This window comes from Flavobacterium adhaerens, assembly GCF_040045115.1.
In the GTDB taxonomy this organism is placed as follows: domain Bacteria; phylum Bacteroidota; class Bacteroidia; order Flavobacteriales; family Flavobacteriaceae; genus Flavobacterium; species Flavobacterium adhaerens.
The window spans coordinates 193,443-219,513 of record NZ_JBDLZX010000003.1 but is presented as its reverse complement, the minus strand read 5'-3'; the positions used below and the strand labels follow the sequence as shown (position 1 = coordinate 219,513).

Below are 26,071 nucleotides of genomic sequence, written 5' to 3'. Positions count from 1 at the left end.
AAATTTTGTAATTTTGCCTGTTTTTAATTGCCAATAATTAATCAATTTATATTATGAAAGATAAGAGGATATTGTACGTATCATCTGAAGTTGTTCCTTATCTCGCTGAAAATGAGGTGTCATTAATGTCTTATGACGTGCCAAAAATGATTAATGATCAGGGAGGGCAAATTAGAATATTTATGCCGAGGTATGGAAATATTAACGAGAGAAGACATCAATTACATGAAGTGATTAGACTTTCGGGAATGAATTTAGTGGTTAATGATTTGGATATGCCTCTTATAATCAAGGTTGCTTCTATACCTAAAGAAAGAATTCAAGTTTATTTTATTGACAACGAAGAGTATTTTAAGAGAAAAGCTACATTTGCAAATGAAGATGGTGTTTTGTATCCTGATAATGACGAGCGCGCAATCTTTTTTGCTAAAGGAGTTGTTGAAACAGTAAAAAAATTAAATTGGGTTCCAGATATTATACATGTGCACGGATGGATGGCAGCAATGTTGCCAGTGTACATGAAACATTACTACAAAAATGAAGCATTGTTTTCGGATACAAAAATAGTGACTTCGGTTTATGGTCAATCTTTTGATTGTACTTTGGATAACAGTATGATTGATAAAGTAAAGTTTGATGGTATTCCGAATGATGCAATATCAGAATTGGAAGTTCCCAATTATGAAAACATTATGAAAACAACTGTCCGCAATTCTGATGCCGTGATTATTGCTTCAGATGGTGTTTCGCCAAGTTTAACAAAATTTATAGAATCTTCAGGTAAACCTTTTCTACCTTTGAAATTTAAAGATGAATTTTCAGTTTCTTATACTGAATTCTATAAAAATATGTTGTTGTAAATCAATTTATTACAAGTTAAATATGCCAAAAAATAATTTTTTTAAAATAATTTCATTAACTTTTTTTATTGTTCTTTTTATTTCGTGTGATAAAGAATTTAATGTAGCTGGAGTAGATCTTATAGGCGAAAATTCTTTTGATATTAAAAAAGCTGAGTTTTCTGTCGTTTCCTATAATCAGAAGCTTGGTCCTATTCAGTCTAATAATATGGCTATTAACGCCTTGGGGGTTTATAATAATCCATCTTTTGGTACTACTAAAGCTACTTTTGTTACACAAATGTCCCTTGCGCTTTATAGTCCAGACATAGATGAATCGGCCAAAATTAAAAGTGCAGTATTGTCAATCCCTTATTTTTATGATAGTTCAAAAACGGTTTTAGATTCAGATACAGGAGCTAGTACATATGTGTTGGACTCTATCTACGGTCCAGCTAATGCAAAAATGAAATTGAGTGTTTATGAGTCTGGATTTTACATGAGAGACTTGGATCCGTCTGATCAGTTTACTAATGCTCAACGATATTATACCAATCAATTTTCTGAATTTGCTGCTGTAAAGAAAAATGTTCTATTAAACAATAGTACAAATACAGCTGAAAATTCTGCTTTCTTTTTTGATGCTGCTGAGCATGTGGTAACTACTACTACAGATGGTAAAGAAACTACTACAAGATCAGCACCTGCAATGAAATTAAATCTTGATAAAGATTTTTTTGAGGAAAAAATATTAAAAGCTTCTGAAGATGTATTGGCAAGTGATGTTGCATTCAAGGATTATTTCAGAGGTTTGTTTTTTGATATAGAAACTATAGGGGCAACCCCTGGTAATATGGCCATGATTAATTTCAAAGGAGGTTCTATTACACTTACTTATACTGAAACCATTGATGAAGTTGAGACTGAAAAAACATTAGTGATAAATTTGACTGGAAATACAGTAAGTTTTTTAGATCAAACCACTACCGACTCTGGTTATGCTGATGCCACTAATCCTAGTAATATTGATGATGTAAATGGTGATGCTGTTTTGTATCTTAAAGGAGGTGAGGGGTCTATGTCTATCATAAAACTTTTTGGAGAAGATAAATTTGGTGCAGATGGAATTAGTGGTGCTCCAAATGAAGTCCCTGATGAATTGGATATTATTAGATCTAATAATTATCTCATTAATCAAGCGGAGTTGACTTTTTATTTGAATTCAGATGCTATGGGAACTAGCTATGTTCCGCAAAGAATTTATTTGTACGATTTTACAAATAATAAAGTTTTAATAGATTATGGTGATGTCACTGTAGGGGTAAATCCGAAAAATAATAAGTTCGTTTTTGGTGGTATTCTTGCTAAGGATACTGATGCTAATGGGGGAGGATATTATTATAAATTTAGGATAACTGATCATATTAGGAATCTTGTAAATGACATAGAAGCTGAAAACGTGGATTTGGGATTGGTGGTCACTGAAAGTATTAGTATAAATAGCTTCAGTTATCTAAGAGATACTACTGGTTTTCCGTTAATGGCGCCTCTTGCTTCTGTTATGAATCCTTTGGGAGCGATACTTTTTGGTAATAATATTCCATCTAATGATGATAATTATAATAAACGAATAAAATTCGATATCTATTATACAAAAACTAATTAATCAAACTAATCAAATAAACTATGTGTGGAATTGTTGGGTATATTGGTCATAGAGAGGCCTATCCTATAGTAATTAAAGGACTTAAACGATTAGAATACCGAGGGTACGATAGTGCTGGGGTGATGTTGTATGATGGTGATTCTGTAAAATTAGCTAAAACAAAAGGTAAGGTTACAGATCTTGAAGTTAAGGCTCAAAATAGTATAAGTTTGAATGGTTCTATTGGTATTGGACACACACGTTGGGCGACGCATGGTGTACCAAATGATGTGAATTCTCATCCTCATGTTTCAAATTCAGGAGACTTGGTGATTATTCATAATGGAATTATCGAAAATTATGCGCCTTTAAAAGAAGAGCTACAAAAAAGAGGATATAATTTTATATCGGATACTGATTCTGAAGTTTTGATTAATCTAATTGAAGAAGTTCAGAAAAATGAAAAACTGAAGTTGGGTAAAGCAGTTCAGATAGCTTTGAATCAAGTAGTGGGTGCTTATGCAATCGCTGTTTTTGATAAAAAAAACCCAAATGAAATAGTTGCTGCAAGACTAGGTAGTCCATTGGCAATTGGTATCGGAGAAGGTGAATTTTTTATTGCTTCAGATGCTTCTCCTTTTATAGAATATACTACTAATGCTGTTTATCTTGAGGATGGCGAAATGGCAAACATTAGGTTGCATAAGCCTATGAAAGTCCGTAAAATAAAAGATGATTCGATAGTTGATCCTTATATTCAAGAACTTCAAATGAATTTGGAGCAAATTGAAAAAGGAGGTTACGATCATTTTATGTTGAAAGAAATTTATGAGCAGCCTAACGTTATTAGAGATACTTATCGAGGACGATTACATGCAAATGATGGTTTAATCCAAATGGCTGGAATCGAAGATAATTTAGAAAAGTTTTTGAATGCTGATCGAATTATAATTGTTGCTTGTGGTACATCTTGGCATGCAGGATTAGTAGCGGAGTATATTATTGAAGAGTTTGCTAGAATTTCTGTAGAAGTAGAATATGCTTCAGAATTTAGATATAGAAATCCAATAATCAATAGTAAAGATGTTGTAATAGCAATTTCACAGTCAGGTGAAACTGCTGATACTATGGCGGCTATAAAATTGGCCAAAGATAATGGTGCTTTCGTTTTTGGGGTTTGTAACGTTGTGGGTTCTTCTATTTCAAGAGAATCACATGCAGGAGCTTATACGCATGCTGGACCAGAAATTGGAGTTGCCTCGACAAAAGCTTTTACAACACAAATAACTGTATTGACCATGTTGGCATTGCGTTTGGCAAAAGCTAAAGGAACTCTTTCGCAAACAGATTTCCGTACTTATCTTCAAGAATTGGAAATTATTCCTGATAAGGTAAAAGAAACTCTTGAAACAAATTCAAAAGCACTTGAAATTGCTACTGTATTTAAAGATTCTCCAAATTGCTTGTATCTTGGACGCGGATATAATTTTCCTGTAGCATTAGAAGGAGCTTTAAAACTAAAAGAAATATCATATATACATGCTGAGGGTTACCCAGCGGCCGAAATGAAACATGGTCCTATTGCTTTAATAGATGAATTAATGCCGGTTATTGTAATTGCTCCAAAACAAGGACATTATGATAAGATAGTTAGTAATATCCAGGAAATTAAATCGAGAAGCGGTAAGATTATAGCTGTAGTGACCAAAGGTGATACTCAAGTTCGTGAATTAGCTGATTATGTAATCGAAATTCCTGAAACATCAGATGCTTTATCTCCATTGATTACTACTATTCCTTTACAGCTTTTATCTTATCATATTGCGGTCTTGAGAGGATGTAATGTCGATCAACCTAGAAACTTGGCAAAATCCGTTACTGTAGAATAAAACAAAACATAGGTTTTTTATTACAAAGCGAGAAGTGATTCTCGCTTTTTTTTATGTGTCAAATTTTTTACAAATGCATTTAATTTTAGTGTTTTATTGAATATAATTGCAAATTTGCTATGTATGCATAGTAAATTGTATTAATAATATAATATTTTATGAATATTTATTCGATTTATTAAAATATTGTATTGTTATTTATATGTCTATTTTTATGATAATTTCTTTAATTATTTTTGATAATGTTACCAATAATTAAAAAATATATGTAATTTGGCTTCATTAACCTATCATAAAAATTAACCAAATGAGATTGTATTTACTTTTTTTAGCTTTGTTTTTTTGCGGTATATCTTTTGCGCAAAATTCTATCAAAGGAGTTGTTGTGGATCAAGCCAATCATTCTATTCCAGGAGCCAATATCAAAATTGTTGGTGCCAAGGATGGGACAATTTCTGAGTATGATGGATCATTTACATTGATAACCAATCAATCGGTTCCTTTTAGTATTGAAGTTACTGCTGTTGGATTTTCATCGGTAACTATTGAGGTTCAATCGTACTCTCAAAAAATTATGGTGAATTTAAATGCAGAAGAAACTAAATTAAACGAAATTGTGGTTTCGGCTTCAAGAGCGCCTGAAAGAGTCTTGCAATCACCTGTTACAATAGAAAGAATGGGGATTCAACAAGTGAAAACTACTACCGCTCCAACTTTTTATGATGGAATAGAAAATTTAAAAGAAGTACAGTTTAATACCAGTAGTATTTCTTTTAAAACGGTTAATACTAGAGGATTTGCCGCTGTTGGGAACACTCGTTTTATGCAATTGGTGGACGGAATGGATAATTCTTCTCCAGCTTTGAATTTCGTTTTAGGAAATCTTGTCGGACTTTCGGATTTAGATGTCGCAAGTGTTGAGCTCTTGCCAGGAGCTTCTTCTGCTTTGTATGGTGCCAATGCATTTAATGGTATTTTGTTTATGAATAGTAAAAGTCCATTTTTGAATCAAGGAATTAGTACTTATGTAAAGTATGGGCAAACGTCTCAGGATGTTGCTGGAACTAATGACTATTTTGATATGGGAATTAGAGCAGCTACCGCTTTTACAAAGCATTTTGCAGTCAAGGCTAATTTTAATTATATGCGTGCTACCGAATGGATTGCAGATGATCGCAGAAGTATGACAGGTGGAGCTATTGGTCATAATGGTAATCAAAACTATGATGGTTTGAATATTTATGGTGACGAGGTTACAACCTTCATTACTAATGTCGGTCAAGTAAGTAGAACTGGTTATCGTGAAAAAGATTTAAATGATAATAAGGTAAATAGTGTAAAAGCAGATTTTTCTTTGCATTTTAAGCCTTGGGCAAATGATACGGAAATTATTTTTCAATATAAATTAGGTATTGGGAATACTATTTACCAAGGGGCTAACAGGTATGCATTGAATGACTTTTTTATGAGTCAAACTAAAATTGAAGCAAAAGGGAAAAACTTTTTCGTAAGAGCTTATATGACTAATGAAGATGCAGGTGATTCTTATGATATGCGTTTTGCAGGTTGGAATGTTCAGAGATTGGCAAAGTCGGATACTAACTGGTTTACTGATTATGCAAGGTCATTTCAGTTGTCTTCTGCAGTATTAGGGTTAAATCCAAATGAAGCTGCTAATTATGCAAGAACTTTTGCTGATACCAATGTGTCTCCAGGGTTAAATTTAGTTCCAAATATTGATCCTGCAAATCCATCTGCTCCACGAGGTGTTCGATTTGAGCCAGGTTCACCAGAATTTATCTCTGCTTTGAATAATGTAAAAGCGAATCCTGAATTGACCGAAGGGGCAAAATTTACCGATCAATCTAAATTGTATCATTCGGATGTAAACTACAATTTTAGAGATTTAATTAAGTTTGCTGAATTCCAAGTTGGAGGATCTGCTCGTCAATATGAAATGAATTCTAGTGGCTCAATTTTTACCGATTATGATGGTCCAATTCGTTATAATGAGTATGGTGTTTATACACAAGGAACTAAGACTTTTATGGAGGATAGATTAAAGTTAACAGCTTCTATTCGTTACGATAAGAGTCAGAATTTTGATGGTAATTTCTCGCCAAGAGTTTCCTTTGTGTATTCTGCAGGGAAACAAAAAAATCATAATTTCAGAGCGTCTTATCAAACAGGTTTTAGAAATCCAACTACACAAGATCAGTATATTGGACTTGATTTAGGGCCTTTTGCATTAATTGGTTCTGCTTCAGAAAACTTAACTCGTTTCTCAGAAATTTTAAATGTGAGTGCAGCAGCACAAGCTGTTGGTGCAAATGCGACAGTTGCAATGGATGGTAGAAACGCATATGATAATTCATATACATTAGCTTCTGTTCAAGCATTTGGTGCTGCATTGAGTGCAAATCCTTCAGATGTGGCGGGAGCGGCGGCATTATTGCAAGTAGCAAATGTTAATTTAGTTCGTCCAGAAGAGGTTAAAGCTTATGAAATAGGATATAGATCGGTTATAAATAATGACTTGTCAATTGATATTAATGGGTATTATAATCAATATAATCACTTTTTGAATACTTCAAGAGTAGCAGGGGTGTATTATGGAAATGTTAATTCGTCTGTTGATTTGTTGGATCCGTTAAGTCCAGTGTATGCTTTGGTTAGAAGTGACAGAAGAATTTATCAAGTATATACTAATACTACTGCCGATGTTTCTTCTTTAGGTTTTGGTGCTGGAGTTTCTAAAAAAGTGTACCAAGATTTTGAATTAGGAGTTAATTACAATTATTCTCAATTGGATTTTGATCAAGCTGAAGATCCAGGATTTGTAACTGGATTCAATACTCCAAAGCATAGAGTTAAGGCTACATTAGGAAATTCAAAATTGTTTAAAAATTTTGGATTCAATACGAATGTTAGATGGAATTCGGAATATTTATGGCAATCGTCATTTGCAGATGGTATGATTCCGTCAACAACGGTTTTTGACGCTCAAATTAATTATGCGCTTCCGCAATATAAATTATTGTTCAAAGTAGGAGGTACAAATATTGGAGGAAAAGATTACATACAGGTAATTGGTGCAGGTTCAATTGGACAACAATGGTTTGCTTCATTGACTATTAATCCCTAAAAAATAAGGTTTAAAAACTTAAAAGATAAAGTATGATAAAAAATTTCAAATGGCTACTATTGGCTTCTTTGAGCTTTGTAGCATGTGATAACAACGATGATGAAGATTCAAATCAAGTTGAAGTTCCAGTAACTTCAGGGTCGGCTTCTTTTACTAAATATGTTGCGTTAGGGGATTCGTTTGCGGCTGGTTATAGTGATAGCGCTCTTTTTAAAGCAGGTCAGGAAAATTCATATGTAAATATATTGGCGCAGCAATTTGTAGCGGCTGGTGGTGGTGATTTTAAAACACCAATGATGGCGGATAACATTGGTGGGCTTTTATTGAATGGGAATGTGATAGCTGGTCCTAGGTTGGCTATTCTTGGATTGTCAGTAGCGGGTTCGCCAATTGTGGGTTCTGTTTCTGGAGTCCCAACAACAGAAGTTCTAGATCATCAAGTAGGGCCATTTAATAACTTAGGTGTTCCAGGTGCAAAAAGTTATCATTTGGTAGCTCCGGGTTACGGTAGTGTTGCGGGAGTTGTGTCAGGTAAATCGAATCCGTACTTTGCTCGCTTTGCTACATCGGCCACTACTACAGTTTTAGCAGATGCTTTGGTGCAAGCTCCAACTTTTTTTTCTCTATTTATAGGAGGAAATGATGTTTTGACCTATGCGACATCTGGAGGTGTTGGTGTGGATCAAACAGGGAATTTAGATCCTTCTACTTATGGAACAAATGATATAACAGATCCCAATGTTTTTGCAAGTGTGTATAGTTCGTTGGTAACAAATTTGACTGCAAACGGAGCTAAAGGAGTTGTGGCAAACTTACCTTATATCACTACTCTTCCCTATTTTACAACAGTTCCTTACAATCCAGTTCCGTTAGACGCAACTACTGCGGATCAACTAAATGCAGGTTATGCGCAGTATAATGCAGGTTTGCAGGCAATGGTTCAGAACAAATTATTATCAGCCGAAGAAGCCACTCAAAGAACTATTAAATTTACTGCAGGAAATAATGCGGTTGTTATTGTTGATAGTTATTTGACAGATCTGTCGGCTTATAAGTTGCCCTCTTATAGACAAGTTACCAAAGAGGATCTAGTAGTTTTAACGGCAAGAACTTTTATAGGGACAACAGTTGGAGGTGATGCAACAAAAATAAATGGAGTTTCGGTGCCATTGGCAGATCAATGGATACTAACAAAAGAAGAGGTGAAATCTGTGATGGTTGCAACAGATGCTTATAATAAAACAATTGCTTCAATTGCTGAAGCTAAAGGATTGGCTGTGGCCGATACAAAAACAGCAATGGAACAATTGGCTCTAACAGGTATTCGTTTTGGTAATTATCAAATGACAGCTTCTTATGCAACAGGAGGAGCTTTCTCATTAGACGGTATCCATCCTACACCAAGAGGATATGCTTTTATTGCAAATCTTTTTATTAAGGCTATAAATGCAAAATTTGGAGCCACAGTAAAAGATGTTGATTTGGCTCAATATCAAAGTTTGTTTCCAGCCTCTATGCAATAATTTTAAAATTACAATTAGTTTCTTAGAAACCACCAGTTTTATACTAGGTGGTTTTTGTGCTTTTTTGAAGTAAAATAAGCTGTTTTGATAGTTTAAAAATGCTTAATAATCAATATGAGAAAAAATTAGCTTATTTTATAAAAAAAATATTGATTTTATATTTTAAAAAATTACCTTTGCACTCTGAAAAAAGTATCCATTCGATAAGATTCGATGGTCTGTATTTCATAAACCTAAATAGCTATTTAATAAATACATAAGCAATGTCAAAAGTAATAGGAAAAGTTGCCCAAATCATTGGACCAGTAGTTGATGTAGTTTTCAACGGAAAAGATGTTGAACTTCCAAAAATTTATGATTCATTAGAAATCACAAAAAAAGACGGTACATTATTAGTACTTGAAGTACAATCACACATTGGTGAAAACACAGTTCGTACCATTTCTATGGACTCAACAGATGGTTTGAGTAGAGGTTATGAAGTAGTTGGAACAGGAAATCCTATCCAAATGCCAATCGGAGCAGATGTTTACGGTCGTTTATTTAATGTAATTGGAGATGCTATAGATGGTTTGCCAGCATTAGCAAAAACAGGTGAGAGTGGAACTCCAATTCACAAAGCTGCACCAAAATTTGAAAATTTATCTACTTCTTCTGAAGTTTTATTTACTGGTATCAAAGTAATCGATTTGATTGAGCCTTATGCAAAAGGAGGTAAAATTGGATTGTTCGGTGGAGCCGGAGTAGGTAAAACAGTATTGATTCAGGAGTTGATTAACAATATTGCAAAAGGTCACGGAGGACTTTCAGTATTCGCTGGAGTAGGAGAAAGAACACGTGAAGGGAATGACTTACTTCGTGAGATGTTAGAGTCTGGAATTATTAAATACGGAGAAGATTTCATGCACTCTATGGAAAATGGAGGATGGGATTTATCTAAAGTTGATTTGCAAGGCTTAAGAGATTCGAAAGCTACTTTCGTTTTCGGACAAATGAATGAGCCACCTGGAGCTCGTGCTCGTGTTGCACTTTCTGGATTATCTATTGCTGAGTATTTCCGTGATGGAGCAGGTTCTGATCAAGGTAAAGATGTATTGTTCTTCGTTGATAATATCTTCCGTTTTACACAAGCAGGTTCTGAGGTATCAGCGCTTTTAGGGCGTATGCCATCTGCAGTAGGATACCAACCAACATTAGCAACTGAAATGGGGGCTATGCAAGAGCGTATTACTTCTACTACAAAAGGATCTATTACATCTGTACAAGCGGTTTACGTTCCTGCGGATGACTTAACTGACCCAGCACCAGCTACAACATTTGCACACTTAGATGCAACTACTGTATTGTCTCGTAAAATTGCTGAGTTAGGTATTTATCCTGCTGTTGATCCATTGGACTCAACTTCAAGAATCTTAGCGCCACATATCATTGGAGATGATCACTATAACTGTGCTCAAAGAGTTAAAGAAATTCTTCAAAAATACAAACAATTACAAGATATCATTGCGATTCTTGGTATGGAAGAGCTTTCAGAGGATGATAAATTAGCGGTAGCAAGAGCTAGACGTGTACAACGTTTCTTATCTCAACCTTTCCATGTTGCTGAGCAATTTACAGGTTTAAAAGGTGTTTTAGTAGATATTAAAGATACTATCAAAGGATTTAATATGATTATTGATGGTGAACTAGATCATCTTCCAGAATCAGCCTTCAACCTTAAAGGAACTATTGAGGAGGCTATTGAAGCTGGAGAAAAAATGTTGGCAGAAGCTTAATAGAATTACGAATTATGAATTACGAATTGTTAATTTTCGTAATTCGTAATTTTAAATTCGTAATTAAATAAATTATGATTTTAGAAATAGTATCACCAGAAGCAAAATTATTTTCAGGAGAAGTTACTTCTGTATCTGTACCAGGTGTAGATGGACGTTTTCAAATGTTAAATAATCACGCACCGATAGTTTCATTGCTACAAAAAGGAGCAATTAATATTACAGCAAATAAATTTGATTTAAGCGAGGAAACCCAAAGTTTGTTTACCAAAATTAATGATCAAAATTACACTTTGGAAATTAACTCTGGAACTCTTGAGTTAAAAGACAATAAAGTAATTGTTTTAGCTGATTAAGACATTTCAATTATAAATTTCAATTATAAACAAAAGCCCGATTTGATTAAGTTGGGTTTTTTTTATGGAAATATAAAAGTTTGAAAAATTGAAGGCTAGTAATATTTTTTTATAAATTTATACTAAGCTTTAAAAGTCTTAACTAACGAAAATTAAATCAAATGAGAAATACCCCCCTAATTGTTCTTCTTTTTTTATTAATTTCTTCTATAAGTTTTTCACAAGTATATAGTGATAAGATTGTAGGAAAACGTAATACTGCTTTACGCGATAGTATTATCGACGAGTCTTATCCTTATGTGTTGCCCATTTTAGGTGAAAAAGCAGCCAAAAAAGGATTTAATTTGCCTTATTCTGCGGGAGTGTCTATGAATTATTTTTGGCAAAAATCTGATATTGTCATCCATAATCTTGAAGTAGGATTTAATAATGGAACTAAGTATAATTTAGACGAAGTTGTGCGTTTTAATGATTCGTATGTTACTGCATCAGCATTGAATGTTAGACCTGATATTTGGTTATTGCCATTTTTAAATGTGTATGGAATTTTAGGAAAAGCGAATACATCTACTAATATAAATGCTGGAATTTGGGTGCCAGATGCGGATAATAATTGGTCAAAAGTACTTGATTTTGGTACAAAGGCTGAGTTTACTGGAACAACTTTCGGAATTGGTTTTACACCGACAATAGGTGTTGGGGGAGGTTGGTTAGCATTGGACATGAATGTGGCTTGGACAGATATTGACGAGTTGGAAAAACCAGCTCGTACATTTATATTCGGGCCAAGATTAGGTAAAACATTTAAATTTGAAGGGAAAGAAGATATGAATATTGCTGTTTGGACAGGTGCTTTTAGGGTACATCTAAATAGCGGAACCTCAGGTTCATTGGCATTGAATGATTTCATTTCGGTTGATGGAGCTCAAGCCAAAGTTGACAATGCAATGGATGCTGTAAATGATAAACAAGCACAAGTTGATGCTTGGTGGAACGGCCTTACTGCTGCTGAACAGGCAAAACCTACCAATAAGGCCAAATATAATACAGCCAACAATGCTTTGGAGAAAGCTGGTAATTTGTTGACTGGTATTGATGGTGCAATAAGCACTATTGGAACTTCTACTGTACAATATTCACTTGAAAAAGCACCAAAAGATGCTTGGAATTTCATAATTGGTTCTCAATATCAGTACAACAAGCATATAATGTTACGTGCTGAATGTGGTTTTCTTGGTAGTCGAACCCAGTTTTTAACTAGCCTTCAATATCGATTTGGATTATAATAATCAACAAAACTGATCACTATCTCAAATGAAAAAGACATTATTTTTACTTGTATTTTGTTTTGGTTTTCAACAGGGGCATGCTCAGGTTTTAATGTCTCTTATATTTGGAGACAAATTGAATTCACCTAATATTGAGTTTGGCTTGGACGGTGGGTTTAATTTTTCAAGTATTTCCAACCTAGATTCAGATTATAAAAGAAATTTCAATTTGGGTTTCTATTTCGACTTTAATTTAAAAAATCCTTCCTGGATGTTCAATACGGGAGTAATCGTCAAATCGACAATGGGAGCAAAAGACATTGCTGTATATAGTTTGAATGACGAAAAACTCGACGCTATTTTCGCCGAAGGCTCCGTTAAAAGAAATATACATTATTTTAATGTTCCTTTGACGATTAAATACAAGTTTGATAATAATTTTTATGTCAAAGGAGGAACGCAATTGGGAGTTCTATCTTCGGCTCATGATTTATTCCGTCAAAACTATAATGGAGAAGATTTAGAATATAAAAACAAAATACGTGACAAAATTCATGTCATAGATGCTGGTTTGCTTATAGGGGCAGGATATCGGATAAAAACTAAATATGGTATGAATATTGGACTGCAATATTATTATGGATTGGTTCCGATTCTCAAAGGGGGTGACAGTCCCACTCAATACAATCGCTCCTTGTACCTAACAGCTGGACTCCCAATAGGTAAAGCCAAAGCAGCAAGAAAAGCGGCCGAGAAAAAGAAATTGGAAGAAACTAAAAGCGAATAGTAATTAGCCGTAAATTTAAAATTCATAAAGCTAATGACTAACGGCTAATCACTAATGACTAAAAAAATCATAACTTTGCTCCATGAATTTTCCCAAAAAACTGGCCGATAAACTCGAAACCCGAAAGCAAAACCAATCACTAAGGTCTCTCCCAAAAGCTAATGATTTAACTGATTTTGCTTCGAATGACTACATAGGCTTTTCTAAATCGGAAGCAATTTTCGATGCTACTCATCAATTTTTATTGGATAAAAACATAAAAAACAATGGAGCCACTGGTTCGCGGTTGATTTCAGGAAACCACTCTTTATATACCGAAACCGAAAATTATATTGCACAGTTTCATCAAGCAGAATCGGCCTTGTTATTTAATTCGGGTTACGATGCCAATGTCGGTTTTTTTAGTTCAGTACCGCAACGCAGCGACATTATTTTATACGATGAGTTATGTCATGCCTCCATTCGTGATGGAATCCAGCTTTCAAATACCAAATCGTATAAATTCAAGCACAATGATTTTGAAGATTTAGAGTTGTTGATTCAGCGTAATTCGGATGTTTTAATATATGTAGTGACTGAATCTGTTTTTTCAATGGATGGAGACTGTCCAAATATGGAAGAATTAACAATATTGACTGAGAAATACAATTGCTATTTAGTGGTTGATGAGGCTCATGCTTTAGGCGTTTTTGGGGATAAAGGCGAGGGGTTAATTCAATATCTGAATTTACAAGACAAAGTATTTGCTCGAATCATGACTTTTGGTAAAGGTTTGGGTTGTCATGGGGCAGCTGTAGTTGGTAGTCAGCAATTGAATACGTATTTATTAAATTTTGCAAGGAGTTTTATTTATACCACAGGACTTTCACCCCATTCGGTGGCTACGATTTTGATTGGTTATCAGTATTTAGAAAAAGACAAATCGGCAATGGAGATGCTCCGAGAGAATATCATTTTTTTTAATCAAGTGAAAAAAATGCAGCATTTAAGTCCGCTTTTCATCCGTAGTAAATCGGCCATTCAAAGTGTGATTATTCCAGGGAACGAAAAAGTGAAAAACATAGCCTCAGCCTTGCAAAAGGAAGGTTTTGATGGGAAAGCGATTTTGTCTCCAACTGTTCCCGAAGGACAAGAAAGACTGCGTTTTTGTTTGCATAATTATAATAGTAAAGAAGAGATAACAAGATTGCTGACGTTGTTGGGTAGTTTTGTTTATGCCTAATTTCACAGAGATGCACAAAGAAATGACATAGAGATACACAAAGAATTTTGCAGAACTTTGTGAATCTTCTTTTTTACCTTTGCGAATCTTTGCGAAACAAGAATTATGAAATTATTTATAACAGGCATATCAACCGATGTTGGCAAAACGATTGCCTCAGCCATTATTACCGAAGCTCTCGAAGCTGATTATTGGAAACCTGTTCAGGCAGGTGATTTAGACAATTCCGATAGCCATAAAATCATGCGGTATATTTCGAATACCAAAACACAATTCTATCCCAATGCGTATGCTTTAAATACGCCTGCAAGTCCGCATTTGGCCGCTGATTTAGATGGAATCACCATTGATTTGAATCAGATTAAAGAACCAAAAACCGAAAACCATCTCGTTATCGAAGGCGCAGGAGGTGTTTTTGTTCCGTTGAATAATACCGATTGTGTGATCGACTTAATCCAACCTGATTATAAAGTTATAGTTGTTTCTAGACATTATTTGGGTAGTATCAATCATACACTACTTACAATTGAATCCTTGCATCATCGTAAAATAGCGATTGCTGGAATTGTTTTCAGTGGAGACGAAAACCCCTCAACTGAATCGATTATTTTACATAAAACAGGTGTTAAATACTTGGGTCGAATCAATGAAGAACCTTATTTTGATCAAAACGTAATCAAGGAATACGCCGAATTATTTCGGGAAAACTTATCGAAAATATAATTATGAGTAATTTAAATTCCCCTTCGGGGGCTAGGGGGCTTATCGAAAAAGATCAGAACCACATCTGGCATCCCTACACCCAGCACAAAACAGCTGCACTACCCATCGCTATCAAAAAAGGCGAAGGAGTCTTACTTTGGGACGAAAATAATAAAGAATATATTGATGCCATCGCTTCCTGGTGGGTTAACCCTTTTGGGCATTCCAACAAATTTATTGCTGATGCGATTTACAAACAGCTGACAACCTTGGAACATGTTTTGTTCGGTGGTTTTACGCACGAACCAGCGATTGTTTTGGCCGAAAAATTAAAAGCTATTTTGCCTTCTAATCAACAGAAAATCTTTTTCTCCGATAACGGTTCGACTTCGGTTGAAGTAGCGATCAAAGTAGCGTTGCAGTATTTTTTCAATAAAGGCGAAAAGCGAACAACGATTATTGCTTTTGAAGATGCGTTTCATGGCGATACTTTTGCTGCAATGGCAGCAAGTGGTATTTCCTTTTACACCCTTGCTTTTCAAGGAATGTTTATTGATGTGGTCCGTATTCCGGTTCCAGTAAAAGGGAAGGAAGATATAAGTTACAATGCTTTGCGTGAGGTTATTGCAAATAATAATTGCGCAGGATTTATTTATGAGCCTTTGGTGCAAGGAGCGGCTGGAATGGTGATGTATGAACCAGAAGCACTAGATGAGCTAATCAAAATTTGCAGAGCAAACCATGTTTTGACCATTGCCGATGAAGTGATGACTGGTTTTGGAAAAACAGGAAAAACATTTGCTAGTGATTATTGTGCGGAACAACCCGATATGATGTGTTTGTCTAAAGCATTGACAGGAGGTACTATTCCGATGGCGATTACTACTTTTACTCAGGATATTTTTGAGGCTTTTTATGATGAGGATATTAATAAAGCTTTGTTTCATGGTCATACTTTTACAGCCAATCCTACAGGTTGTGCGGCTTCACTAGCCAGTTTAGAATTATTGCAAACCGAGGCCATGCAGGAGAATATCATTCGAGTAAATAGAAGACATTTAGAATTTCAAAAACACATTGCATTACATCCAAAAGTAACCACAACCCGTGTTTTGGGAACTATTTTTGCCTTAGAAATAAAAACCAATAGTGATACTAGCTATTATGGGAGCATTCGTCAAAAGCTCTATAATTTCTTTATCGAAAACGGAGTAATTTTGCGTCCAGTTGGGAATATTGTGTATGTTTTACCGCCTTATATCATTACCGATGAGCAATTGCAAAAAGTTTATGATGTGGTTGAACGAGCATTAGAAATAGTTTAATTTGGCCACAGATTTGACGGATTAAACGGATTTCCACTAATATTTTATTGTAAGTCACTCATATGGCCTTCTATGTCTTATATGGTTTAAAAAATCTGTTTCGTTTAATAAAAAACTTTGCGACCTTTGCGTAAAAATAAAAAGTCTTGTCACAAATTATCTCCATAACAGCATTAGCATCGATTTCGCCATTAGGTAACGAGCCTAAAAACATATGGGAAAACTATCAAAGTACTGAGCATTGTTTTACGAGTCGTTTTTTAGATCATAAAGACACTTTGGTTGCTCTATTGGACGCAAATTCAGAAGCAATAGTTGATTCTTTACGACAATCCGATATCAAATACAAATCGTTGGATAAATCGGTTTTGTATGCGATGGCGGCTTCCCGAAAAGCGATTGAAAACGCAGGCTGGACTTCAGATGATGTGTTCGGAATCAATATTGGTTCTTCGCGTGGGGCAACGGATTTATTCGAAAAACATTTTCAGGAATATCTCGAAAACGGCAAAGCACAGACTTTGGCTTCGCCAACGACTACTTTGGGAAATATTTCTTCTTGGGTGGCACATGACTTACAAAGTTCAGGGCCAGAAATTTCGCATTCTATTACTTGTTCGACCGCACTGCACGCATTGTTGAATGGTGTTGCTTGGTTAAAATCGGGTATGGCCAATAAGTTTTTGGTGGGTGGTAGCGAAGCGCCTTTAACCGATTTTACTGTGGGACAAATGCGAGCATTGAAAATTTATTCGAATAGTGGAGAGGCTTATCCTAACAGAGCTTTCGATTTAAATAAAACGCAAAACGGAATGGTTTTGGGCGAGGGTGCCGCTGTTTGTTGTTTGGAATTGGGGAAAAAAGAAAATGCACTAGCTTATGTAGAAAGCATTGGTTATGCTACTGAAATTTTGGAACACAATATTTCTATCTCTGCCGAAGCGATCTGTTTTCAAAAATCGATGAAAATGGCTTTGGAAAACACTCCTATTTCTGAAGTTGATGCTATTGTGATGCACGCACCTGGTACCAAAGCTGGTGATTTAACTGAGTATAAGGCGATTCAAAAAATCTTTGGGGAAACTCTACCTTTACTAACGACCAATAAATGGAAAATTGGTCACACTTTTGGTGCTTCTGGGATTCTGAGTGTGGAAATGGCTATTTTGATGATGCAACACAATCAGTTTATCGGAGTTCCATTTGCAGAAGCGCAAAAACAAACCAGACCTATTAAGAAAGTTTTGGTCAATGCAGTTGGTTTTGGCGGAAATGCGGTGAGTGTTTTGTTGAGTCTTTAAACTCTGGAGATTTTTAATTATTTTTTCATGCAGATTCAGCAGATTTTTATTGTGGTTGCCGAACACTCAAAAACTTATTACTCACTATTGTTGTTTTCCAATTCTTTCACTTTGTCGTAAATCAAGTTACTTTCAAAACCACGGCGAAGCATATAATCACAGAATTTTTTACGCTTTTTGAGTGTGTTCTTTTCGGTGATGGAGTTCCAATTTCTTTCGGATAATGCTTCGAAAGTTGCTATATATTCTTCTGATGATATTTCTTTTAATGCCAAATTAATCAAGGTTTGATTGATGTTGCGCATTTTTAATTCATTAACAATTCTAATTTTACCCCATTGTTTGATACGGTGTTTTCCTCGTGCAAAACTGCAGGCAAAACGGGATTCGTTGAGGAAATTTTCTTGTATCAGATGCACAACAACTTCATCAATCTCTGCTGAAGTCAATTTCATACTCCATAATTTAGAGACAACTTCTTCGTGACATCGCTCTTGATAGGCACAAAAATGTTCTATTTTCTGTTTGGCTTCTTTTATAGAATAGATTTCTTTCATACTGTAAAAATACTTGATTTTGTTTTCTTTTTTGCGAAGAATACAAGATTTATAGCGTAAGAATTTATTTCCTGAATAAATATGTAATTAAGGTTTTTATTTGTTAAAAAAATATAAACACTTTTTAATCAAAAGATTATATTTGTTATGTTGTAGTATTTTATTTATGTATTATAAGGAGAATCATTTTGAAAATTCCAATTAATGATTCACAAAAACGCTTTTTGAAATAGATTTTGTTAAGTATTAATTTGATTGGTTAACAGTTTTAATTTTTTTGAATCTATGAATACAACTTTAAGACTTATTACGATAAGTTTATTTTTCGTACTATCACCTTTGCGAGCACAACAAGGGAAAGTTGATACTTCCTTTAACACTTTTGATGACGGAACAATTGGAGAAGGTTTTGATGGTAATGTTAGGGTCATCATCGAAAATACAGATGGGACAAGTTTTGTTGCAGGTGATTTTTTGAATTTTAATGGAATATCGGCTACTCGAATACTAAAATTAAATGTCTCAGGGGATAAAGATTCTAGCTTTTCTTCAGGTACTGGTTTTGACAATCTGGTTACAAGCGGTTTTAAAACTATAACTAATCAATTGGTTTATGGGGGTTCGTTTACAAATTATAATGGGATTTCAAAAAGCAGATTGCTTAGATTAAATTTGGATGGGACATTGGATTTAAGTTTTAATTCTGGAAATGTTGGCCCTGATAATATAGTACAGGCTATGGCACAATTTACTGACGGCAGTATTCTTGTTGCAGGTGATGCGATAACAAATTATAATGAAGTTGCAGTAAATAATGTCTTTAAGATTAATGCGAACGGGATTTTAGATGTGTCATTTAATGCTAATATCACATTGGGAGCTGCAGGAGCAATTAGTAAAATCATAGTCCAGCCTGATGGAAAAATAGTGATTTGTGGATCATTTACCAGTTTTAACGGCACTACAACCAGAGGATTAACTCGTCTCAATGCAGATGGTACCGTTGATGCAACTTTCAATAGTAATCTGGGAACTGGTGCAGATAATAATATTTTGGCTTTAGATTTGCAGTCTGATGGGAAACTAATATTAGGTGGTGCTTTTACCTCTTTTAACGGGACAGCAGTAGGAAGAATTACTCGGTTAAATGCGGACGGAACGATTGATACTAGCTTTAATAATGCTAAAAGTGGATTTAGTAACGGAATTGTCCAAGTGGTACGATCTACAAACGATGGGATTTATGTAGCAGGTTCGTTTACCGGAAATTATAACGGAATCGATTCTGGACTTAATCGTTTAACATTGTTGAGTAGTAATGGAGATTTAAATGCTGATTTTGTTAATTCGACGGGCTTACCAAGTTGTACATTTTATACGATAGAAAAGGCTGTAGATGGTCAAATTTATATTGGGGGATCGTTTACAACTTATGACAAAACGGCAAGAGGTCGCTTAGCTAAAATTGACAAAAACGGAAATCTGGATACAGAATTTTTATCAAACGGCGGCGTAGGGGCTAATGCAAATGTTTTGAAATTGATACCATTAGCCTCTGGAAAAACAATGATTTTCGGCTCGTTTACTAGTTTTAATGGTATTGTTGTTAATAGAATCGCACGTTTAAACGAAGATGGATCTTTAGATACGTCTTTTAATATAGGAGGTCTAGGTGTGTCAAATACAATAAGAACCGCTGTCGAATTAACAGATGGTAGTTTTGTTATAGGAGGTAATTTTACTTCATATAATGGAATAACGATTCGAAGAATTTTGAAAATTAAAGCTGATGGTACTGTTGATTCTAATTTTAATCCTGTTGTTATTGATGATGGAGGCGTTTATGCACTAGCAGTTGATGCTGATGGTAAAATACTAGTTGGTGGGAGTTTTACATTGGTTGATAATGTTGCCCAAAATAGATTGATAAGACTTAATGGTGACGGCAGTATTGATACTGGTTTTTTTGCTGATGTAGATAATACTGTTCAAGCAATAGCACTTGAAACAACCTCTAATAAAATTGTTTTGGGAGGAAATTTTACTAGTTATAACTCTATTCCTGTTAGCAAACTTGTCCGAATAAATAATGACGGTTCGTTAGATACTTCTTATAATAATACTAACGGACCTAATAATACAGTGCATTCATTAGCTAGACAATCGGATGGGAAGTTATTAGTTGGCGGAAGTTTTACAACTTTTGAAGGTACACCAAAAAGAAGATTTCTCCGTATTACAAATGATGGGCATATTGACACCAGTTTTCTTTCTGGAAATGGTTTTAATAATGCAAATGTTAGAACGATTACAGTGCAACCCGATGATCGGATTATTTTAGGAGGTTTGTTCAACGGTACTTTTACCGGAACAGATGGGGTTTCATATCCAGTAAGACGAATTGTTCGATTGAATGGCGATGGGAGTTACAATTCCAGTTTTACTACAACTCTAAATAATGCATGTTACACATCGGCTATAGATTTTGAAGGGCGAATATTAGTTGGAGGAAGTTTTAGTTCCGTTGGTGGAAAGGCCAAATACAGAATTGCTCGTATTTTGGGATGTGTCAATAATTCGACCTACAATGCTTCTGGTTGGACAAGAGGGCTTCCAGATAAAAGGTTTGAAGTAGCAATAGAAGAAAATTTGATGTTAAATTCGGATACTCATTTTTGCAATTGTAGTGTAAGTTCAGGTAAAAAGTTAAGTGTTGAAAATGAAAAAAACCTTAGTTTGGAATTTGAGTTTTATGGTAATTCAACCACCCTAAACGGCATTATTACATTCGAAAGCGGAACCTCATTGCTACAAAATGATGAGAATGCCGTTAATACAGGCTCTATAGTTTACAAACGAACGGTTTCAGGGATCAAAGACAAAGATTATGTGTATTGGAGTTCGCCAGTAGTGGGGCAAACTTTGGGTGATTTTTCGTCAGACAGTGAAAAATTTTACAGTTGGTATGTGAGCAATTGGGCTGTCGCAAGTAGTGGTACCATTATGAAACCAGGCAAAGGATATATTGTGCTGGTTCCTCCAGAAACTCCTGGTCCTGATATTAATTTAGAATTTACGGGAGAGCCCAACAATGGAGAGCAAAAGATAGCTTCACAAGGAATTAACAAGAATAATTTAATAGGTAACCCTTATCCATCGGCAATAGATGCAGAACAATTTATGATAGATAATCAGACATTGATAGGCGGAACCTTAAATTTTTGGACACACAATACTGCTAAGGCAGCCGTTGGTGCAGGAGATGTTTATGTATATTCATCAGGCGATTATGCCTCTTTTAATGGAACTGGAGGAACAACAGCTAAATCAGGCGGAGCGAAACCCGATGGCGCTATTGTAGCAGGTCAATCTTTTATGGTAAAAAGTACTGGAGAAGGAGATTTTGTTTTCAATAATGCGTTACGAGTTAGCGATTCAGGAAGTAATACTACATTCTACAAACAAACGAAAACCAAGGTAGCAACCGAAGTAGAGAAGAATAGAGTTTGGCTGAATTTTAGTAATAATCAAGGGGCTTTTAAGCAATTATTGGTTGGTTATGTACAAGGTGCTACTAATAGCATTGATAATTTATATGATGGTGAAACACTCAATGGCAATGCGTATGTTGACTTTTATAGTATCAATAATTCTAAGAACCTGACGATTCAAGGACGAGGATTACCTTTTGATACTTCTGATATAGTACCATTAGGTTATAAGACAACAATTGAAGGGATATTTCAGATTAGCATCGACGAAGTAGATGGTGTTTTGGTTAATCAAGGTGTTTATTTAGAGGACAAAATGACAAATACAGTTCATAATTTAAAAGAGGGTTCGTATTCGTTTACCACAACCATCGGAACTTTTAATGATCGATTTGTGTTGAAATACACCGAATCTAATTCATCATTAGGAACTGATGATAATGAGATAGATGCGAAAGGTGCTATAGTATCTGTAAAAAACCATAGAATCAAAATCAATTCTTTTGACCAATCATTAAAAACTGTAAAAGTGTATGATCTAAAAGGAAGTTTACTTTTCGACAAAAATAAATTAGACTCTAAGGAATTTATCATTGACCAATTAAATGCTGCCGACCAAATAATGATTGTGATGGTACAATTAGAAAATGGTAAGTGGATGAGCAAAGAAATTGTTTTTCATTGACATTTCGATAATTTTTTTGGTCAATTAATCGTAATCTATCTCTGTTTTATGTCTTCTATCTCTTAACAGACTCTATGCTGTTTTACAATACAATTGTAGAGAAAAGATGTGTGTGGTAATGTTAATTAATTGTATAACTGTGAATTATCTTATTTTTTTTTACTAAATTTAAAGTACAGGTTTGATTTTAGTAATTAAAAAGCGTCAAGTGTTTAACAATTAATATCAAAGTCATGAAAAAGAAATTTCATTCTACGGTTTATTTTTTCTTTTTAATTAACACCATCGGATTTGCACAGTTAAATGGAGATTATATAATAAGCTCAACAAACCCAGATGTTAATTTTCAAAACATTCAAAATGCAGTAGCAGAACTTAATACGCTAGGGGTGTCAGGTCCTGTGAATTTTTTGATAGATGAGGATCAATTTGTTGTAGTGCCTATTGTTATTGGTAGTTTTTTAGGAGCATCAGCAACCAATACTGTAACAATAAAACCTAATGACGGAAAGACGGTGGTCATACAAGGTGCTTTTGGAGGTGCACAAAATTCAGGAGATGTAAAAGGGATTATTGAGTTAACCAATACCTCTTATGTTACTTTGGATGGTAATAACGGTACAAGTAATAATAATTTAAAAATTTATAATTCTTATAATCTAAATGATTGGGCACATTCTGGTGTTATTTGGATTAAAGATGGTACACATCATTGCACCATTCAAAATCTATCGGTACAAGCTGCCAATAGAACTATTGGTACAGCTGATTATTATTTTGCAGCAGGAATATATTCTGGAGGAAATATAACAGGTGCTTTACCAGCTTATACTGATCCCACGCATTCAGATAATATAACTATAAATAATGTTATTTTTTTAGATACTAAAGACCCGTTTTACGTTAATGGTGATAGTACAACCACCAATTGGGCTATTTCAAATTGTACTATTTCTGATGATGGACCTTTAGGTGTAAAGCCAGTTTTTGGTGTGGTTCTGTTCAATGTGAATAATTATACAATTGACCATAATTCAATTTCAAATGTTTTAAAAACTACAAATAATACAATAACTGCTTGTGGAATTTCGATACGCGGAACTTCATCTAACGGAACCATATCAAACAATGTTATTAGAGATATTAGAAATAATTTAAATAACAACGGAAGCTATTCTGGTGGGATTATAGTTTTTTCGGCAGGAGGAGGAACTGGAGGTGCCACTATTTATAATAATATGATTAGTGAAGTGACAAATGCAGCAAATGATGATAACGATAATTTTAATTTTCATAATAAAGGGCATGGTATTATAATAAGAGGTTCAAATAGTGCTCCAGTCGCTAATAATGGAGGTGTAAACATTTGGAATAATACTATATTGATTAATTCGACAATGGTTGGTGGAGGACGTAATTCTTGTTTGTATGTTGAAGAATATAGCAATAGTGCAATAGACGTGCGAAATAATATTTTTACAAATAGATCTACTAATGTTAGCGCAACATATTATTCGATTTTAATGCCTGGTGTTAACCTTCCAACGATATCAAGGATGAATTATAATTCACATTATATAAGTACAGTTGGAGGGAATTTTAGAGCTAGAAAAGGGGATATAGAGTATTTAACTACAGGGACTTGGAATGTGGCTTGTGGAGATCCTGAATCCGATTTCAGTAATATTGTAGATCCAGTTTATGTTTCGATTACCGATTTGCATTTAGAAAAAATAGTTAATCCCAACTCTCTGTTAGCTATTAGTAATGAAATAATTCCATCTGTAACAACAGATATTGATGGAGATACTAGAACAAGACCTTATCGTGGTGCCGATGAAGCTTCTATTTGTTTTGAAAATGCAATTTGGGATGGGGCATCTTGGGACATTACTCCGAAAAATGATTCTAATTTAGTTTTTAACGGTGATTATAATGACAACGTTGATGTTTCAGGTTGTAATTGCACTGTAAATGCGGGTGCCGATGTTGTCATTCCATCAGAAAAAGTTATGACCATTCAAGAAAATATAGTAGTAAATGCTGGAGGAACATTAACTTTTGAGAATGGAGCTAGTTTGATTCAGTTGGATGAGAATGCCGTTAATACAGGCTCTATAGTTTACAAACGAACGGTTTCAGGAATCAAAGACAAAGATTATGTGTATTGGAGTTCGCCAGTAGTGGGGCAAACTTTGGGAGCTTTTTCGCCAGGTAGTGAAAAATTTTATAGCTGGTATGTTAGTAATTGGGCAACAGCAAATAGTACTACGGTTATGAAACCTGCAAAAGGTTATATTGTACTTGTGCCTCCTGCAACATCAGGGCCTAGTATTGATTTAGAGTTTGAAGGAACTCCAAATAACGGAGTAATAACGATTACTTCTCAAGGTGTATCTAAAAAGAATTTAATTGGAAATCCCTATCCTTCAGCTATAAATGCAGAACAGTTTATGATTGCAAATCAAGCTATAATAGGCGGAGCTTTGCATTTTTGGACACACAACACGCCGAGGGTAGGCGTTGGAGCAGGAGATGTATTCGTATATGCATCAAATGATTATGCTTCTTTTAATGGAACAGGAGGAACAGCTGCTGGTTCTGGAGGAGCAGCACCAGACGGAAACATAGGAGCCGGACAATCTTTTTTTGTTCAGAGTAATTACGCTGGTAATTTTACATTTAATAATGCTTTGAGAATTAAAGATTCTGGTAATAATAGTCAGTTTTTTAAACAAACCAAAACCAAAAAAACAGGAGAAGAGAAAAATAGAATTTGGTTAAATTTAACCAACGCTGGCGGTGCTTTCAAACAATTACTGATTGGATATGTCACAGGAGCCACAAATGAATTTGATAACTTATATGATGCAGTAACACTTGATGCAAATAAATTTATTGACTTTTACAGTATAGCAAATTCTAATAATTATGTCATTCAGGGACGTGCCTTGCCTTTTGATTCAGCCGATATTGTACCATTGGGTTATAGAACCACTATCGAGGGAACTTTTCAAATCAGTATCGATGAGGTTGATGGGGTTTTAATGGATCAGGATATTTTTTTAGAGGACAAAATGACCAATACAGTTCATAATTTAAAAGAGGGTTCGTATTCGTTTACCACAGCTATAGGAGTTTTTACAGATCGTTTCGTATTGAAATACGCGGATTCATCTTTGGGAACCGACGATAATCATATAAATAAGAAAGGGTTGTTTGTATCTGTGAAAAATAGTAAAATCAAAATCAATTCATTTGACCAAAAATTAACAGCTGTAAAAATTTATGATTTGAAAGGAGCCGTGATTTATGACAAAGAAAAAATTGGTACAAATCAATTTACGGTAGAGCATTTAAATACAGCCGACCAAATAATGATTGTGATGGTACAATTAGAAAATGGTAAGTGGATGAGTGATGAAATTGTTTTCAGCCATTAGTATTTTAAAAATAGGATTGTAATGATACAACCCGTTGACAGAAATGAGTTTTTGATTGTGTTTTTTCGTCAGTTCTTGTGAATTATCAGAAAATACAGTTAGCATTTTCTGATAATTT

16 protein-coding genes are annotated in these 26,071 nt (G+C 34.6%); 15 read left to right on the top strand and 1 reads right to left on the bottom strand.

What is annotated here, in order from left to right; genetic code table 11:
• The first annotated feature begins 53 nt into the window (after nucleotides 1-53).
• The 13 genes from ABEB18_RS05490 (at nucleotide 54) to ABEB18_RS05430 (ending at nucleotide 17,777) form a co-directional block, all read left to right on the top strand.
• The gene (locus tag ABEB18_RS05490; protein ID WP_348798139.1) at nucleotides 54-860 is read left to right on the top strand and encodes a glycogen/starch synthase; all 807 of its coding nucleotides are present in this window, start codon (nucleotides 54-56) and stop codon (nucleotides 858-860) included.
• Nucleotides 861-882: 22 nt separating this feature from the next.
• Complete coding sequence (gene bamH / locus ABEB18_RS05485) at nucleotides 883-2,505, top strand: BamH family beta-barrel-assembly machinery protein (RefSeq protein WP_348798138.1); 1,623 nt, start codon at nucleotides 883-885, stop codon at nucleotides 2,503-2,505.
• A gap of 20 nt (nucleotides 2,506-2,525) precedes the next feature.
• Nucleotides 2,526-4,373: a glutamine--fructose-6-phosphate transaminase (isomerizing) gene (glmS, locus tag ABEB18_RS05480; protein ID WP_348798137.1), complete on the top strand. Its 1,848-nt coding sequence runs from the start codon at nucleotides 2,526-2,528 to the stop codon at nucleotides 4,371-4,373.
• Nucleotides 4,374-4,680: 307 nt separating this feature from the next.
• Entirely contained in the window at nucleotides 4,681-7,518 is a 2,838-nt protein-coding gene (locus ABEB18_RS05475; protein WP_348798136.1) for a carboxypeptidase-like regulatory domain-containing protein, read from the top strand.
• 32 nt (nucleotides 7,519-7,550) lie between these two features.
• Nucleotides 7,551-9,041, top strand: a complete 1,491-nt coding sequence (locus tag ABEB18_RS05470; protein ID WP_348798135.1) for an SGNH/GDSL hydrolase family protein — start codon at nucleotides 7,551-7,553, stop codon at nucleotides 9,039-9,041.
• 263 nt (nucleotides 9,042-9,304) lie between these two features.
• Entirely contained in the window at nucleotides 9,305-10,816 is a 1,512-nt protein-coding gene (gene atpD, locus ABEB18_RS05465) for a F0F1 ATP synthase subunit beta (RefSeq protein ID WP_348798134.1), read from the top strand.
• A gap of 74 nt (nucleotides 10,817-10,890) precedes the next feature.
• Nucleotides 10,891-11,172, top strand: coding sequence for a F0F1 ATP synthase subunit delta/epsilon (locus ABEB18_RS05460; RefSeq protein WP_348798133.1), 282 nt, complete (start codon nucleotides 10,891-10,893; stop codon nucleotides 11,170-11,172).
• A gap of 161 nt (nucleotides 11,173-11,333) precedes the next feature.
• Complete coding sequence (locus tag ABEB18_RS05455) at nucleotides 11,334-12,458, top strand: hypothetical protein (protein WP_348798132.1); 1,125 nt, start codon at nucleotides 11,334-11,336, stop codon at nucleotides 12,456-12,458.
• A 28-nt stretch (nucleotides 12,459-12,486) separates the two neighbouring features.
• Nucleotides 12,487-13,227, top strand: a complete 741-nt coding sequence (locus tag ABEB18_RS05450) for a porin family protein (protein ID WP_348798131.1) — start codon at nucleotides 12,487-12,489, stop codon at nucleotides 13,225-13,227.
• Between the two features lie 82 nt (nucleotides 13,228-13,309).
• Entirely contained in the window at nucleotides 13,310-14,449 is a 1,140-nt protein-coding gene (locus ABEB18_RS05445) for an aminotransferase class I/II-fold pyridoxal phosphate-dependent enzyme (RefSeq protein ID WP_348798130.1), read from the top strand.
• A gap of 105 nt (nucleotides 14,450-14,554) precedes the next feature.
• The gene (gene bioD / locus ABEB18_RS05440) at nucleotides 14,555-15,172 is read left to right on the top strand and encodes a dethiobiotin synthase (RefSeq protein ID WP_348798129.1); all 618 of its coding nucleotides are present in this window, start codon (nucleotides 14,555-14,557) and stop codon (nucleotides 15,170-15,172) included.
• A gap of 2 nt (nucleotides 15,173-15,174) precedes the next feature.
• A complete protein-coding gene (gene bioA, locus ABEB18_RS05435) occupies nucleotides 15,175-16,476 on the top strand; it encodes an adenosylmethionine--8-amino-7-oxononanoate transaminase (protein WP_348798128.1) in 1,302 nt (433 codons plus the stop codon).
• A 146-nt stretch (nucleotides 16,477-16,622) separates the two neighbouring features.
• Nucleotides 16,623-17,777, top strand: coding sequence for a beta-ketoacyl synthase N-terminal-like domain-containing protein (locus ABEB18_RS05430; protein WP_348798127.1), 1,155 nt, complete (start codon nucleotides 16,623-16,625; stop codon nucleotides 17,775-17,777).
• A gap of 77 nt (nucleotides 17,778-17,854) precedes the next feature.
• Here ABEB18_RS05430 and ABEB18_RS05425 read toward each other — a convergent pair whose 3' ends face one another.
• Nucleotides 17,855-18,334 carry a regulatory protein RecX gene (locus ABEB18_RS05425; protein WP_348798126.1) on the bottom strand — a complete coding sequence of 160 codons (480 nt, stop codon included), beginning with the start codon at nucleotides 18,332-18,334 and terminating at the stop codon, nucleotides 17,855-17,857.
• Nucleotides 18,335-18,619: 285 nt separating this feature from the next.
• On the opposite strand from ABEB18_RS05425, the gene ABEB18_RS05420 reads away from it, so the two are divergent.
• Together ABEB18_RS05420 and ABEB18_RS05415 are read left to right on the top strand one after the other, a co-directional pair.
• On the top strand, nucleotides 18,620-22,510 hold the full coding sequence (locus tag ABEB18_RS05420; protein ID WP_348798125.1) for a RemA C-terminal-like gliding motility protein: 3,891 nt from the start codon (nucleotides 18,620-18,622) through the stop codon (nucleotides 22,508-22,510).
• Between the two features lie 233 nt (nucleotides 22,511-22,743).
• Nucleotides 22,744-25,953: a RemA C-terminal-like gliding motility protein gene (locus ABEB18_RS05415; RefSeq protein WP_348798123.1), complete on the top strand. Its 3,210-nt coding sequence runs from the start codon at nucleotides 22,744-22,746 to the stop codon at nucleotides 25,951-25,953.
• The last annotated feature ends 118 nt before the right edge of the window (nucleotides 25,954-26,071 follow it).

Coding starts and splice junctions, on each gene's coding strand:
- ABEB18_RS05490 (WP_348798139.1), top strand. CDS start 54: ATGAAAGATAAGAGGATATTGTACGTATCATCTGAAGTTGTTCCTTAT.
- bamH (WP_348798138.1), top strand. CDS start 883: ATGCCAAAAAATAATTTTTTTAAAATAATTTCATTAACTTTTTTTATT.
- glmS (WP_348798137.1), top strand. CDS start 2,526: ATGTGTGGAATTGTTGGGTATATTGGTCATAGAGAGGCCTATCCTATA.
- ABEB18_RS05475 (WP_348798136.1), top strand. CDS start 4,681: ATGAGATTGTATTTACTTTTTTTAGCTTTGTTTTTTTGCGGTATATCT.
- ABEB18_RS05470 (WP_348798135.1), top strand. CDS start 7,551: ATGATAAAAAATTTCAAATGGCTACTATTGGCTTCTTTGAGCTTTGTA.
- atpD (WP_348798134.1), top strand. CDS start 9,305: ATGTCAAAAGTAATAGGAAAAGTTGCCCAAATCATTGGACCAGTAGTT.
- ABEB18_RS05460 (WP_348798133.1), top strand. CDS start 10,891: ATGATTTTAGAAATAGTATCACCAGAAGCAAAATTATTTTCAGGAGAA.
- ABEB18_RS05455 (WP_348798132.1), top strand. CDS start 11,334: ATGAGAAATACCCCCCTAATTGTTCTTCTTTTTTTATTAATTTCTTCT.
- ABEB18_RS05450 (WP_348798131.1), top strand. CDS start 12,487: ATGAAAAAGACATTATTTTTACTTGTATTTTGTTTTGGTTTTCAACAG.
- ABEB18_RS05445 (WP_348798130.1), top strand. CDS start 13,310: ATGAATTTTCCCAAAAAACTGGCCGATAAACTCGAAACCCGAAAGCAA.
- bioD (WP_348798129.1), top strand. CDS start 14,555: ATGAAATTATTTATAACAGGCATATCAACCGATGTTGGCAAAACGATT.
- bioA (WP_348798128.1), top strand. CDS start 15,175: ATGAGTAATTTAAATTCCCCTTCGGGGGCTAGGGGGCTTATCGAAAAA.
- ABEB18_RS05425 (WP_348798126.1), bottom strand. CDS start 18,334: ATGAAAGAAATCTATTCTATAAAAGAAGCCAAACAGAAAATAGAACAT.
- ABEB18_RS05420 (WP_348798125.1), top strand. CDS start 18,620: ATGAATACAACTTTAAGACTTATTACGATAAGTTTATTTTTCGTACTA.
- ABEB18_RS05415 (WP_348798123.1), top strand. CDS start 22,744: ATGAAAAAGAAATTTCATTCTACGGTTTATTTTTTCTTTTTAATTAAC.